Genomic DNA, 12,384 nt, shown 5'->3' with positions numbered 1-12,384 from the left:
GACCACGCCGAGGAAACCGCGAAGAAGCCCGCGCGCAGGGCAGGTGGCGGGTGATCGAGCGGCCGACCCGTGGAGCCGGGCGGGGCGGCGGGGCAGGCCCCGCTCTACACTGTGCGGCCCTCTCTTGCCTCGACGCCGCCCATGGTCCGCATCGGAACCCCGCTGTCCCCCCACGCCACCCGTGTCCTGCTGCTGGGGTCCGGCGAGCTGGGCAAGGAAGTCGCCATCGAGCTGCAGCGGCTGGGGGCGGAGGTGGTCGCCGCCGACCGCTACGCCGACGCGCCGGCGATGCAGGTGGCCCACCGCAGCCACGTGCTGGACATGCTCGACACCTTCGCCCTGCGCGACCTGATCGCGCGCGAGAAGCCGGACCTGATCGTCCCGGAGATCGAGGCGATCCACACCGAGACCCTGGTGCAGCTGGAGACCGACCACGGCCAGAAGGTCATCCCGACCGCGCGCGCCGCGCGCCTGACCATGGATCGCGAGGGCATCCGCCGGCTGGCCGCCGAGACCCTGGGCTTGCCGACCTCGCCCTACCGCTTCGTCGACACGCTCGAGGAGTACCACCAGGCGATCGCGCTGGTCGGCCTGCCGTGCGTGGTCAAGCCGGTGATGTCGTCCTCGGGCAAGGGCCAGAGCACGGTGCGGGTGCCGGAGGAAATCGATGCGGCCTGGGAATACGCGCAGACCGGCGGCCGCGCCGGCGCCGGCCGCTGCATCGTCGAGGGCTTCGTCGACTTCGACTACGAAATCACCCTGCTGACCGTGCGCCACGCCGGCGGCACCTCGTTCTGCGAGCCGATCGGCCACCTGCAGCGCGATGGCGACTACCGCGAGAGCTGGCAGCCGCAGCCGATGTCGGCCACCGCGCTGGAGCGCGCCCAGGCGATCGCCAGGGCGATCACCGACGACCTGGGCGGCTGGGGCCTGTTCGGCGTGGAGCTGTTCGTGAAGGGCGACCAGGTGTGGTTCTCGGAAGTGTCGCCGCGCCCGCACGACACCGGCCTGGTCACCCTGGTGTCGCAGGAGCTGAGCGAGTTCGCGCTGCATGCGCGCGCGATCCTGGGCCTGCCGGTCCCGGTGATCCGCCAGGCCGGCCCGTCCGCCTCCTGTGCGCTGCTGGCGCACGGGCACGGCGTGCCGGTGTTCTCCGGCATCGACGCCGCCCTGCAGATGCCGGACACCCAGTTGCGCCTGTTCGGCAAGCCGCGCGTGGAGGGCCATCGCCGCGTGGGCGTGACCCTGGCCCGCGCCGACGACATCGACGCCGCGCGGGCCATCGCCCGCGACGCGGCCGCGGCGATCGGGATCGAGGTGCGGGTCGACTGAGTCGCGGCCGGCCGCCGTCGCTGCTGTAGGAGCCGATTCATCGGCGACCGGGCGGGTTGGAAAACGAGGCAGCCTCGCGTGCCGGCGGCATCGGGTCGCCGATGAATCGGCTCCTACAAGGCCAGGTCGACCCAGACCAGGTGGTGGTCGCTGCCGTCGGCGATGGCCGCGGCCGGATCGTCCGATGGCGGCCAGAACACGCCGCTGCCGCGCAGTTCGAAACCGGTGGAGGGCAGCACGTAGTCCAGCCGCATCGCGCCGGCCCGGGGGCCGAAGTCGCCGGTGACATGCTCGCCCGCGCCGCGCCGGGCCAGTCCCTGCTCGGCGTAGGCGCGCGCCTTCTGCGCACCGCCTTCCGAGCGCGGCGTGGCCATGCGCAGCACGCGCGGGTGCTCGAGCAGCTCGACGATGGCGTCATGGTGGCCGTCGCCATCGACCGGATCGTTGTTGAGGTCGCCGGCGATGACGAAGCGCGCGTCGGCCGGCAGGCCGCCGCAGCGGCCCGCGTCGTCGCACAGCCACGCCGCGTTGCCGGGCGAGAGGTATTCGCGCCACAGGCGGATCTCGTCGGCGTTGCGCGCGCCGTTGCGATCCTCCGGACCATCGAACACCGGCGGGGTCGGGTGCGACACCAGGAAGTGCACGGTGCCGCCCGGCGTGCGCACCGGCACGTCCCAATGGGATTTCGACGACAGCCGCAACTGCTCCCAGACCGCATCGTCGTGCCAGGGCTTGCCGGTCTCCGGGTCGAGCGGACGGCGCGCTCCGGGCATCGCCGCCCAGCGCAGCCTCTGGAACGTGCGTACCTGGCCGGCATCGATCGGATACTTCGACAGCACCAGCATGCCGTACTGGCCCGGGTGCAGGCCGTAACCCCAGGCATCGTTGCCGCGGTCGCGACCGTCGCCGCCCACCGTGCCGTTGCGGTCCAGGTCCAGCCCGCTGGGTACGCCGGTGTTCACCGCGGCGAAATAGCGGTACGGATAGTGCAGCGCCGCGCCGCCGCCGGGCTGCGGCTGCGCGAGGTAGTCGCGCTGGAACAGGTCGGCCGCCTCGCCCGCCGGGTCGTAGTCGAATTCGTTGAGCAGGACCAGGTCCGGGCGCACCTGCTGCAGCACCGCGGCGATCTTGCGCGCGCCCCGGTCGCCGGCCTGCAGCCGCCGCACCACCCCACCGTCGGCATCGTCGTAGAGGGAGGTGTTGTAGGTGGCCACGCGCAGGGTGGACGGAGCCTGGCCGGGGCTGTCGGCATCGTGGCTGGCGCAGGCGGAGAGCATCAGGACGACGGCCGGGATCAGGAGACGGGCGACAGTGTGCATGGGCGCGATTCTGGCATGCGCCGATGACGGCGCGGCGGCGCTGGTCGCGGGCGCCGGCTCACCGGCGACCCGGCGCCGTCGGCACAGGCGGCTCTCTCATGACTCCGATGCCTGCGTCGCCCATGAAGATGGGCTCCTACAGGCGGAACCGCCGCCACTGCCTGCCGTCGAATGCTTCCAGCGGCTGGAAGCGGCGCTTGTAGTCCATCTTGCCGTGGCCGTCGATCCAGTAGCCCAGGTACAGATGGTCGAGCCCTTCGCGCCGGGCCCATTCGATCTGGCGCAGGATCGCCAGCGTGCCCAGGCCGCGTTGCGCCAGTTCCGGCTCGAAGAACGTATACACCGCCGACAGCCCCCGACCGACGCGGTCCGTCACCGCCACCGCCAGCAGCCGGCCCGGGCCGTGGTCGCCGGCCAGCCGCATCTCCACGAAGCGCGTGTCGGACCAGCTGCCGACCAGGAACTGGTCGAACTCGACGGTGCCGTGGCCATCCATGCCGCCATCGCGATGGCGTGCGGCCAGGTAGCGCTGGTACAGCTCGAAATGCTCGGCGGTGCGCCGCGCCGGCGCGATCCGCGTCTGGATGTCGGCATTGCGTGCCAGGCAGCGGCGCTGGCTGCGGTCGGGCTCGAAGGCAGCCACCGGGATGCGCACGGCCACGCAGGCGCGGCATTGCGCGCAGTGCGGCCGGTAGACCAGGTCGCCGGAGCGGCGGAATCCCCAGTCCAGTGCCTGCGGGTAGATGTCCGGCAGGCGCGGGTCGCGCGGATCGAGCACGAGGTCGCGCGCGCTGCGTTCGGGCCAGTAGCCGCAGGCATGGCCACCGGTCTGGAACAGGCGCAGGTCGTCGGTCGGGGTGGAGTCGTTGCCCATGGCGGTGCCGTCGGATGGCCGCAGCATACCCCCGTGCCCGGCGCAGGGGTACGCGCGTGTACATCGCCGGCCGCCGGCTGAACGACGCCGCAGGCCGGTCAACCGGCGCGGCGCGGCGGCGTTCTCCTTGCGTGGCCAACGAGGTCCACGACCTTTGGAGATCCCCGTGAAGAAGACCCCACTCCTGCTTGCCGCCGCGTTGCTGGCTGCGACCACTGGCGCCGCGCTCGCCCAGGCCGATGCTCCCGCCGCCGCGGCCAAGGCGCGCGCGCCGCTGGACACCAACCAGGATGGCGTGATCGATCGCACCGAGGCCGCCGCGCATCCGCGCCTGGCCGCGCGGTTCGACACCCTGGACAAGAACAAGGACGGCAAGCTGGCCGGCGACGAAATGCCGCGCCGCGGCCAGCGCGGTCCGGGCGGCCATCCCTTCGCCGAACTGGACAAGGACAAGGATGGCCGCGTCAGCAAGGCCGAAGCCGCCGCCGACCCGAAGTTCGCCGAGCGCTTCGCGAAGATGGACGCCAACCAGGACGGCTTCGTCGACAAGGCCGACCGCGAGCTGGCCGGCAAGCAGCACCGCGACGAATGGTTCAAGGCCGCCGACAGCAACAACGACGGCAGCCTGAGCAAGGCCGAGTACGACGTCGCGCATGCCAAGCGCGACGGGCACGGCCGCAAGCACGGCAGCTGGGGCCGCGGCGGGGCGCCGGCGAAGGACGCAGCCGGGCAGTGAGCGTCGTTGCAGCGTGGAGCCGGGCTTGCCCGGCTTTGCGCGGCGGGAGATCCGCGGAGAGCAGCGGGGCAAGCCCCGCTCTACGGATGCGCCGCAGTCCGGCGTGCGATCGCGGCGTCATGACGTAGAGCCGGGCTTGCCCGGCTTGGCGTGGCGCAAGATCCGCAAAGAGCAGCGGGGCGAGCCCCGCTCTACGCGCGCAGCGGCGTGCGTCAGCCCGCCGGAGGTGGCGAGATCCGCACGCGGACCTCGTCCTCTTCCTCGTCGCCGGCGCCATCTCCATCGGCAGGCCGCGGCGCGCGATCCGGCGTCGCCGCCGGTGCCGGCAGTGCCTGCGGCGGGGCGGGTGGTCCGCGGTGACGACCCAGCCAGATGAACATCGCCACCGCGGCGATGAGCAGCAGCAGGCCGATGCGCACGCGCCAGGCCCAGCGGTTGGCGCCGCCTTCCTCGAAGCGCGACGGCAGTGCCTGGGTCGCCGGGGTCGGCAGCCCGGAATAGGAACGGGTGGTCGCCAGCAGGCCCGCCTCGCGCAGCAGTTCGCGCGCACGCGGCTGGTCCTCCGGCTTGCGCACCCACACCGCCGGCTGCTGGTTGGCGGGCACCGGTTCGGAATAGCTGAACTGGCCGCGGCGCTTGCTGCGGTACGAACGCGGGTGGCTGATGTAGGTGCCGATGCCCGCCTCCTCGAGCAGGCGCGCGACGCCTTCGACGGTTTCCAGGCGCTGGCTGGTGAAGATCTGCCGCATCGGTCAGTCCTGCGCCGGGACGGCGCGCGCGCTGGCCGGGTCGGGCACCACGCGGATCAGGCCCTCCTGGGCGGTGCTGGCGACCAGCCGGCCCTGGCGGTCGAACACCTGGCCGCGCGCCAGCCCGCGCGAGCCCTGCGTGCTGGGGCTGTCGAGCGAATACAGCAGCCACTCGTCGGCGCGGAACGGACGATGGAACCACAGGGCGTGGTCGAGCGAGGCCATCTGCACGTTGGGCGTGTAGTAGCTGATCCCGTGCGGGAACGTCGCCGTGCCCAGCAGGTGGAAATCGGAGGCGTAGGCCAGCAGCGCCTGGTGCAGTTCGGCGGGGATGTCGCCCACGTTCTCGCGCAGGCGGAACCAGACCTGCTGGTAGGGCGGGCGCTTGGGCGGATTGAGTTCGTCGCGCGGGTACACGTGGCGGAACTCGAACGGACCGCCGCGCGAGAGCCAGCGCTGCACCTTGGTCGGCAGCGTGGCCATCACCTCCGGCGGCACCGGCGCCGCCGGCGCGATGTCTTCGGGCTGCGGCACCTCGGGCATCTTCAGCTGGTGTTCGGCGCCGGGTTCGTCGTCCTGGAACGAGGCGGCGCAGAAGAAGATCACCTTGCCGTGCTGGATCGCGGTGATCCGGCGCACCGAGAAGCTGCCGCCGTCGCGGGTGCGGTCGACGTCGTAGACGATCGGATGTTCGATGTCGCCGGCGCGCAGGAAGTAGGCGTGCAGCGAATGGGCATGGCGGCCGTTGTCGATGGTCGCCTGGGCGGCGGCCAGCGCCTGCCCCAGCACCTGCCCGCCGAACACGTACTTGGTGCCGATGTCGCGGCTCTGGCCGCGGAACAGGTTGTCCTCCAGCCGCTCCAGCGCGAGCAGGTCGATCAGTTCGGAAACCACGGGGCCGAGGGCGGGAGGCACGGGCACAGCCTGTTGCGGGAAAGGCCGCGATTATACCGGCGCGCCCTGTTCGTTCCGGGGGAAGCCGTGGTCGGCCCGGACGCCGTTCACCGGCGGCCGGGGTGTGGCGGCGCGCGCTACCCGGGGGGGCGCTGCAGCGGCACCGCCGCCAGCACCCGCTCCCACGGGAATCGCGGGCCCGGGTCGAGCTTGCGCTGCACGAGCAGCGACGGATCATCGCTGGCCGGCACCTGTTCACGGTCCAGGTCCTCGTGGCCGGCGATGTGGCGCAGCGCCGGCAGCTCGTCGGCCAGGTGGTTCAGCAAGGCGACCAGCGCCTGGATCTGCGCGTCGGTGTAAGGCTCATCCATCGCCTGGTGCCGCGAGTCCAGCCAGTGCGGGAAGCGCCCGGTGTTGACCAGTTCGATGCCGATCGCGCGCCGGTTCATGCCGCGCACGTGGTGGGCGATGCGGTCGTCGGGCACGTAGCGCAGCACCGTGCCGTCGCGATCGATGTAGTAATGGCCGCTGTTGCCGGTGCCGCTGTCGTAGAGCACGCGCTCGCCGTACTCGCGCGCGGCGGCCAGGTCGGGGAGTTCGGTGCAGTGGATGACGACCAGGTCCACCTGCGCCAGCGGCCGCGGATCCAGCTGCGCCACGTAGGGCAGCGGCGCGTCGACGATGGCGGGTGCGAACGGAGTCGGCATGGTCGCGGTGGATAGGGCAGGGCTGTCGTGAGCCGGGATGCTAGCATCCGCGCCATGTCGACCACCGCCGCACGCCCCGCACCGGACAGTCCCCTCGGCAAGCTGATGGCGGCCCTGCCGCGTGCCGGCACGGTGGAATGGATCGGCGTGCGACCCGCACGCGACACCGCCATGGTCGCGGTCGAATCGGCCCAGGCCAGCACCGGCGGCGGGCTGACCGGCGACCGCTACAAGGGCGGCAATGGCAAGCGCGGCATCACCCTGATCCAGGCCGAACACCTGCCGGTGATCGCGGCGCTGGCCGGGCACGAGCATGTCGCGCCGGACACCTTGCGCCGCAACCTGGTGGTGTCGGGGATTCCTTTGGTGGCACTCAAGGGCCGCCGCTTCCGCGTCGGCGGGCTGGTGCTGGAAGGCACCGAATCCTGCGACCCGTGCTCGCGCATGGAAGACGCGCTGGGCCCGGGCGGCTACAACGCCATGCGCGGCCACGGCGGCCTGTGCGCGCGCATCGTCGAAGGCGGCATCGTGCGCGTGGGCGATGCGGTGGAAGCGCTGTGAGCCGAGGCCACTGCATCCTCTCGCACGGGTTCGAAAGCGGTCCGGACGCGACCAAGGTCACCGCTCTGGCCGACGCCGCCGAACGGCTGGGCTGGACCACCGAACGCCCGGATTACACCGACCTGGATGCGCGCCGCGAGATCAGCCCGGTCGGCGACGTGCCGGCGCGACTGCGGCGCCTGGTCGACATCGCGGCAGGCGCGGTCGCCCGCGGCGGCCCGGTCGTGCTGGGCGGTTCCAGCCTGGGCGCGTACATCTCGGCGATCGCATCCTTGCAGGTGCCCACGCGCGCGCTGTTCCTGATGGTGCCGCCGCTGGCCATGGGCCCGATGCCGGCGCTGGACGCCGCCCGCGTGCCCACCAGCGTGGTCCACGCCTGGCATGACGAGCTGATCCCGGCGACCGGCGTGATCGAGTGGGCGCGCGCGCGCTCGGCCCGGTTGCTCCTGCTCGACGACAGCCATCGCCTGGCCGCCCACGTGGACACCACCGCGCGCGCCTTCGCCGAGCTGCTGCAGTCGCTCTGATCCGTGATCGGCCGGAGGCGGCCTCCGCCGAACGGACGCGGTTGGCCGCCGCCGACCCTGTCCGCGCGGTGACCCGTGCCGGCGCGCGGGGTGGCGCCGCCGGTCCCGATGCCCGACCATTCCCCTCCGTCCTCCTCGCCCGACGGCCGGCCACCGGCCCGGCGGCCCCTGTCCGCGAGTCCGCTGCCCCATGAAGTTCTTCGTTTCCTGCGCCAAGGGCCTGGAATACCTGCTCGCCGACGAACTGGTCGCGCTGGGTGCGGCCAAGGCGACGGCGACGATCGCCGGGGCCAACCCCGAGGGCACCCTCGCCGACGCGCAGCGCGCCGTGCTGTGGTCACGCCTGGCCAGCCGCGTGCTGTGGCCGTTGGCCGAGTTCGACTGCCCCGACGAGCAGGCGCTGTACGCCGGCGCCGCGGCGGTGCCCTGGCACGAGCACCTGCGCGAAGGCGATACGTTGGCCGTGGATGCGCACGTGTCCGGCACCGCGATCACCCATGCGCGCTTCGCCGCGCAGCGGGTCAAGGACGCGGTGGTCGACGTGTTCCGCGCGCAGGGCCTGGAACGCCCGTCGGTGGATGTCGAGGCGCCGGGGCTGCGGCTGAACCTGTCGCTGCGCAAGGGCCGGGCCACGCTGTCGGTGGACCTGGGCGGCGGCCCGCTGCACAGGCGTGGCTGGCGCGCCGAACAGCGCGAGGCGCCGCTGAAGGAAAACCTGGCCGCCGCCGTGCTGCTGCGCGGCGGCTGGCCGGCGCTGTACCACGAGGGCGGCGCCTTGCTCGATCCGATGTGCGGCAGCGGCACGCTGCTGATCGAAGGCGCGCTGATGGCCGCCGACGTGGCGCCCGGCCTGGGCCGGATGCAGGCCGCTGTCGCCGCGGCGTCCGGCGTGCCGTCGGCAGCCGCAGCGGTCGATGCGGGCCCTTGGGCGCAGTCGTTGGCCGCGATCGCGCCGGCCGCTTCCGCCGAGCCCGCATCCACTCCGCCCACGCGCTGGACCGGCTTCGATGCCGCCGGCTGGAATGCGCTGCTGGCCGAAGCGCGCACGCGCGCGCAGGCGGGCCTGGCCGCGTTGCGTCCGGTCTTCCATGGCAGCGACAACGATCGCCACGCCATCGCTGCTGCGCGTGGCAACGCGCGCGCCGCCGGCGTGGAGGCGGCGATCGTGTTCGAGGTCCGCGACATCGACGCCTTGCCGGCGTCGCCGCATCCGCGCGGACTGGCGGTGTGCAATCCGCCCTACGACCAGCGCCTGGCGGCCGACAGCGGGCTCTATCGGCGGCTCGGCGACGCGCTGCGCCGCACGGTGCCCGGCTGGCGCGCCAGCCTGCTCTGCGGCGATGCCGGGCTGGCGCATGCCACCGGCCTGCGCGCGGCGAAGAAGTACCAGCTGTTCAACGGTGCGCTGGAGTGCGCGCTGATCGTCTGCGATCCGGTCTGCCCGCCGCAGCGCGAAGCCATCGCGCCGCGCGAACTGCCGGAGGGCGCGAAGATGGTCGCCAACCGGATCGAGCGCAACCTGCGCAAGCTGAAGAGTTGGCGCAGCGGCGAGGGCGTGACCTGTTTCCGCGCCTATGACGCCGACATTCCCGAATATGCCGCAGCCGTGGACGTCTATGCCGAGGATGGCGGCGAGCAGCGCACCTTCCTGCACGTGCAGGAGTACGCGCCACCGGCGGAGATCCCGGAGGACGACGTGCGCCGCCGTCGCCGGGAACTGCTCGCCGCCGCGCGCGAGGCGTTCAAGGTGCCGGCCGAGCGGGTGGCGATGAAGACCCGGGAGCGCGGCAAGGGCGGCTCGAAGTACGGGAAATTCCAGCTGCAGGGCCAGCGCTTCGTCGTGCGCGAGAACGGCGCCCGGCTGTGGGTGAACCTGTTCGATTACCTGGATACCGGCCTGTTCCTCGACCACCGCCCGCTGCGTCGGCGGATGGCGAAGGAGGCCCGCGGCAAGCGCTTCCTCAACCTGTTCTGCTACACCGGCGTGGCCAGCGTGCAGGCGGCGGTGGCCGGCGCGGCCAGCACCACCAGCGTCGACCTGTCGGCGACCTACCTGCAGTGGTGCGCGGACAACCTGGCGCTCAACGGACTGGGCGGCACCTCGCACCAGCTCGTGCAGGGCGACGTGCTGGCCTGGCTGGAAGCGGAGCGGCATCGCTACGACGTGATCTTCTGCGACCCGCCGACGTTCTCCAACTCGGCCCGCGCCGACGACTTCGATATCCAGCGCGAGCACGTGCGCCTGCTGCAGCTGGCGATGGCGCGGCTGGTGCCCGACGGCGTGCTGTACTTCTCCAACAACTTCCGCCGTTTCCGCCTCGACGGCGATGCGATCGCCGCGTTCGCCGACGTCGAGGAGATCAGTGCGTCGACCATTCCGCCGGATTTCGGGCGCAATCCGCGCATCCACCGCGCCTGGCGCCTGCAGCATCCGCTGCGCTGAAACGGCAGGGCGCGGCGATCACGGCCCGGGCGGGCGGCCGCGTTCGGCGGCCGGCGTCTCGTGCCAGGCCTGGAACGCCTGCAGCGCCCGCGCCGGCAACGGGCGGCTGTAAAGGAATCCCTGCGCCATCGGGATCCCGGCCTCGCGCAACACCTGCGCCTGCGCCGGTGTCTCCACGCCCTCGGCGATCACCTGCAGGTCGGTGGCGGCCAGCAGCGCGGCCAGGCCTGCCAGCCATTCCGGTCGCGGCTGGTCCGGACGGATGTCGGCGACCAGGCGGCGGTCGATCTTGACGATGTGGAACTTGCAGCGCGAGAGCACCGCCAGGTTGGCGCTGTCGAGCATCACGTCGTCCAGGGCGAAGCGCACGCCGCTGCGCGCCGCCTCCTCCATCTCGTTCATGCCGATGCCGTCGGGGATGCCGCGCTCGGTGACCTCCAGCACCAGCTGGTTGCGCAGGGTCTGGTCGTAGCCGGTCTTCTGCGCGGCGTACTCGATCCCGCCGCGGCCGAGCAGCGCGGGCGGTATGTTGATGCCGATGAACAGGTGCGGGCGCGCGAGCAGCCACGGTCCCAGCTCGCGGGCCACCGTTTCGATCGTGTGGTAGGTCAGCAGGCCGCCCAGCGCGGTTTCTTCGGCCAGCGGGATGAACTCCTGGGGCCCGACCACCCGGCCCAGCCGCCGCCAGCGCAGCAACGCCTCGCATCCGACGCAACGGCCATCGGCGACCGAGACCACCGGCTGGTACTCGAGGAAGAACTCGTTGCGCTCCAGCCCGGCCTGGATATCCGCTGCAGTGACCATGGGATGCCTCCTGCCTGCCCCAGAATAGCAGCGGGGCAGGCGGAGCGCGCCGGCGGTGCCGGCGCCCGGTCAGTCGCCGACCAGCAGGACGAACGGACCCAGCCGCGAGTTCATCAGCAGCGCCAGGCTGCGGTCGCGGTCGGCCGCCAGCTGCGCCGCCGGGGTCGCCAGGTCGGGCGGGAAGGCGCGGTACTGCACGTCGTCCGGCAGCACGTTGCGCACGACATACCCCATCAGCACGTTGACGATCTCGCCCAGTCCATCCAGGGCCAGTTCTTCGTCGCAGCGCTCGGGCCCGATCTTGAGGAAGGCGCAGGCCATCGCCTGCATCGTTTCCGGCCCGCAGGCCATGCCGATGAACATCGGCTGCTCGCCGTCGATGCGCACGTGCGCGGTGTGCGGCCAGACCTGCAGGTCCTCGGGCGCCAGCACGCCGGCCGCCTGGCACTGGCTGTCGAGCATGCGCGGGAACAGGCGTCCGCTCAGGGCGATGGCGCCGTTGGCCAGCTCGGCCAGCGCATGGTCGGCCACGCCGACCTCCAGCGCGTGCTGGGCCGCGTCCTGTTCGGCGCGGTGCGCGGCCAGTTCCGACTCCAGCCGCTCCAGGTCGACCACGCCCTGTTCGAGCAGCACTTCGCCGAACAGCTTGCGCCCGGCCTTCTGCGCGATCAGCAGGCCGGCCACCTGCGCCGGCTCGAGCAGGCCCATCTCCATGGCGATGTCGCCGAAGCGGCGGTCATCGGCGCGCTGGCGGTCGTTGATGCGGCGCGCCTGCGCCTCGGTAAGCAGGCCCTGGCGCACGGCCAGCTCGCCCAGCAGCGGGTTGGAGGCGCGCTGCGCCTCGATCGCGGCCAGCAGTTGCTGCGGCGTGATCACGCCGCGTTCCATCAGGAACTGGCCCAGGAATTTGACAGCCATCGGTGGTCCCCTTGCGATAGTCCGGATGATAGCCCGCGATCAGGCGAGCGCGTCGCGCAGGACGCGTTCCATCGCTTCGGGGTCGATGGGCTTCTGCAGGTAGGAGCGCGCGCCCATCTTCAGGCATTCCTCGATGTCGTTCTGCGCCCCCAGCGAGCTGAGGATCACCACGCGCGCATCGGGGTCGGCCTGCAGGATCGCGGCCAATGCGCGACGTCCGTCACACTCGGGCATCACCAGGTCCAGCAGGACCAGGTCCGGCTTGAGCGTGGCGTAGAGCTCGGACGCCTCCAGGCCGTTGCGGGCTTCGCCGGCCACCTGGAAGCCTGATTCCTCCAGCTGGGAAGCGGCCAGCATGCGCAACGCGCGCGAATCGTCGCAGAGCAGCACGGTCGGACGTGCGGTCATCGGTGTGTCCCCTGGTTTTTGATCGGCAGTGGGCCGCAACGGGGCCCTGTACCCATAGCGGCCTGGCCACGGTTTTCTGTAGGAGCCCATCCTCATGGGCGACCCGGCGCCG

The 12,384-nt window shown here is 72.1% G+C and carries 13 protein-coding genes; 5 read left to right on the top strand and 8 right to left on the bottom strand.

Going from position 1 to position 12,384, the window contains the following annotated elements; translation table 11 throughout:
• Positions 1–141 precede the first annotated feature (141 nt).
• The gene (purT, locus tag CSC66_RS12895; protein ID WP_162377800.1) at positions 142–1,332 is read left to right on the top strand and encodes a formate-dependent phosphoribosylglycinamide formyltransferase; all 1,191 of its coding nucleotides are present in this window, start codon (positions 142–144) and stop codon (positions 1,330–1,332) included.
• 113 nt (positions 1,333–1,445) lie between these two features.
• Here the strand turns inward: purT and CSC66_RS12890 are convergent, their stop codons facing one another.
• Both CSC66_RS12890 and CSC66_RS12885 read right to left on the bottom strand, forming a co-directional pair.
• Complete coding sequence (locus CSC66_RS12890; RefSeq protein ID WP_162377799.1) at positions 1,446–2,651, bottom strand: endonuclease/exonuclease/phosphatase family protein; 1,206 nt, start codon at positions 2,649–2,651, stop codon at positions 1,446–1,448.
• Between the two features lie 136 nt (positions 2,652–2,787).
• Positions 2,788–3,525, bottom strand: a complete 738-nt coding sequence (locus tag CSC66_RS12885; protein WP_162377844.1) for an arginyltransferase — start codon at positions 3,523–3,525, stop codon at positions 2,788–2,790.
• Between the two features lie 166 nt (positions 3,526–3,691).
• On the opposite strand from CSC66_RS12885, the gene CSC66_RS12880 reads away from it, so the two are divergent.
• Positions 3,692–4,261 (top strand): EF-hand domain-containing protein, encoded by a 570-nt coding sequence (locus CSC66_RS12880; RefSeq protein WP_162377798.1) that lies wholly within the window; start codon positions 3,692–3,694, stop codon positions 4,259–4,261.
• Between the two features lie 212 nt (positions 4,262–4,473).
• Here the strand turns inward: CSC66_RS12880 and CSC66_RS12875 are convergent, their stop codons facing one another.
• The 3 genes from CSC66_RS12875 to CSC66_RS12865 form a co-directional block, all read right to left on the bottom strand.
• A complete protein-coding gene (locus tag CSC66_RS12875; RefSeq protein ID WP_162377797.1) occupies positions 4,474–5,010 on the bottom strand; it encodes a DUF2007 domain-containing protein in 537 nt (178 codons plus the stop codon).
• 3 nt (positions 5,011–5,013) lie between these two features.
• Positions 5,014–5,925 (bottom strand): acyl-CoA thioesterase II, encoded by a 912-nt coding sequence (tesB, locus tag CSC66_RS12870; RefSeq protein WP_374319406.1) that lies wholly within the window; start codon positions 5,923–5,925, stop codon positions 5,014–5,016.
• A gap of 116 nt (positions 5,926–6,041) precedes the next feature.
• Positions 6,042–6,611 (bottom strand): N-acetylmuramoyl-L-alanine amidase, encoded by a 570-nt coding sequence (locus tag CSC66_RS12865; protein WP_162377795.1) that lies wholly within the window; start codon positions 6,609–6,611, stop codon positions 6,042–6,044.
• Between the two features lie 54 nt (positions 6,612–6,665).
• On the opposite strand from CSC66_RS12865, the gene CSC66_RS12860 reads away from it, so the two are divergent.
• From CSC66_RS12860 to rlmKL, 3 genes are all read left to right on the top strand, one after another.
• Complete coding sequence (locus CSC66_RS12860; protein WP_238394392.1) at positions 6,666–7,172, top strand: MOSC domain-containing protein; 507 nt, start codon at positions 6,666–6,668, stop codon at positions 7,170–7,172.
• Positions 7,169–7,699 carry a hypothetical protein gene (locus tag CSC66_RS12855; RefSeq protein WP_162377794.1) on the top strand — a complete coding sequence of 177 codons (531 nt, stop codon included), beginning with the start codon at positions 7,169–7,171 and terminating at the stop codon, positions 7,697–7,699. The genes CSC66_RS12860 and CSC66_RS12855 overlap by 4 nt, the downstream gene beginning before the upstream one ends.
• Positions 7,700–7,889: 190 nt before the next feature.
• Complete coding sequence (gene rlmKL, locus CSC66_RS12850) at positions 7,890–10,142, top strand: bifunctional 23S rRNA (guanine(2069)-N(7))-methyltransferase RlmK/23S rRNA (guanine(2445)-N(2))-methyltransferase RlmL (RefSeq protein ID WP_162377793.1); 2,253 nt, start codon at positions 7,890–7,892, stop codon at positions 10,140–10,142.
• Positions 10,143–10,160: 18 nt separating this feature from the next.
• Here rlmKL and CSC66_RS12845 read toward each other — a convergent pair whose 3' ends face one another.
• From CSC66_RS12845 to CSC66_RS12835, 3 genes are all read right to left on the bottom strand, one after another.
• Positions 10,161–10,946: an EAL domain-containing protein gene (locus tag CSC66_RS12845; RefSeq protein WP_162377792.1), complete on the bottom strand. Its 786-nt coding sequence runs from the start codon at positions 10,944–10,946 to the stop codon at positions 10,161–10,163.
• A gap of 69 nt (positions 10,947–11,015) precedes the next feature.
• Positions 11,016–11,864, bottom strand: coding sequence for a cyclic di-GMP-binding domain-containing protein, MshE-related (locus CSC66_RS12840; RefSeq protein ID WP_162377791.1), 849 nt, complete (start codon positions 11,862–11,864; stop codon positions 11,016–11,018).
• Between the two features lie 39 nt (positions 11,865–11,903).
• A complete protein-coding gene (locus CSC66_RS12835; protein ID WP_162377790.1) occupies positions 11,904–12,272 on the bottom strand; it encodes a response regulator in 369 nt (122 codons plus the stop codon).
• Positions 12,273–12,384 lie beyond the last annotated feature (112 nt).

It is taken from the genome of Pseudoxanthomonas kaohsiungensis (assembly GCF_010211765.1).
Lineage (GTDB): Bacteria > Pseudomonadota > Gammaproteobacteria > Xanthomonadales > Xanthomonadaceae > Pseudoxanthomonas > Pseudoxanthomonas kaohsiungensis.
The sequence above is the reverse complement of the archived record's forward strand: the minus strand, read 5'-3'. Positions and strand labels throughout refer to the sequence as shown.

What these genes read in the sequence shown, in the direction of transcription:
- CSC66_RS12860 (WP_238394392.1), top strand. Translation starts at nt 6,666, where the DNA reads ATGTCGACCACCGCCGCACGCCCCGCACCGGACAGTCCCCTCGGCAAG.
- rlmKL (WP_162377793.1), top strand. Translation starts at nt 7,890, where the DNA reads ATGAAGTTCTTCGTTTCCTGCGCCAAGGGCCTGGAATACCTGCTCGCC.
- CSC66_RS12890 (WP_162377799.1), bottom strand. Translation starts at nt 2,651, where the DNA reads ATGCACACTGTCGCCCGTCTCCTGATCCCGGCCGTCGTCCTGATGCTC.
- CSC66_RS12845 (WP_162377792.1), bottom strand. Translation starts at nt 10,946, where the DNA reads ATGGTCACTGCAGCGGATATCCAGGCCGGGCTGGAGCGCAACGAGTTC.
- CSC66_RS12835 (WP_162377790.1), bottom strand. Translation starts at nt 12,272, where the DNA reads ATGACCGCACGTCCGACCGTGCTGCTCTGCGACGATTCGCGCGCGTTG.
- CSC66_RS12875 (WP_162377797.1), bottom strand. Translation starts at nt 5,010, where the DNA reads ATGCGGCAGATCTTCACCAGCCAGCGCCTGGAAACCGTCGAAGGCGTC.
- CSC66_RS12865 (WP_162377795.1), bottom strand. Translation starts at nt 6,611, where the DNA reads ATGCCGACTCCGTTCGCACCCGCCATCGTCGACGCGCCGCTGCCCTAC.
- purT (WP_162377800.1), top strand. Translation starts at nt 142, where the DNA reads ATGGTCCGCATCGGAACCCCGCTGTCCCCCCACGCCACCCGTGTCCTG.
- CSC66_RS12885 (WP_162377844.1), bottom strand. Translation starts at nt 3,525, where the DNA reads ATGGGCAACGACTCCACCCCGACCGACGACCTGCGCCTGTTCCAGACC.
- CSC66_RS12840 (WP_162377791.1), bottom strand. Translation starts at nt 11,864, where the DNA reads ATGGCTGTCAAATTCCTGGGCCAGTTCCTGATGGAACGCGGCGTGATC.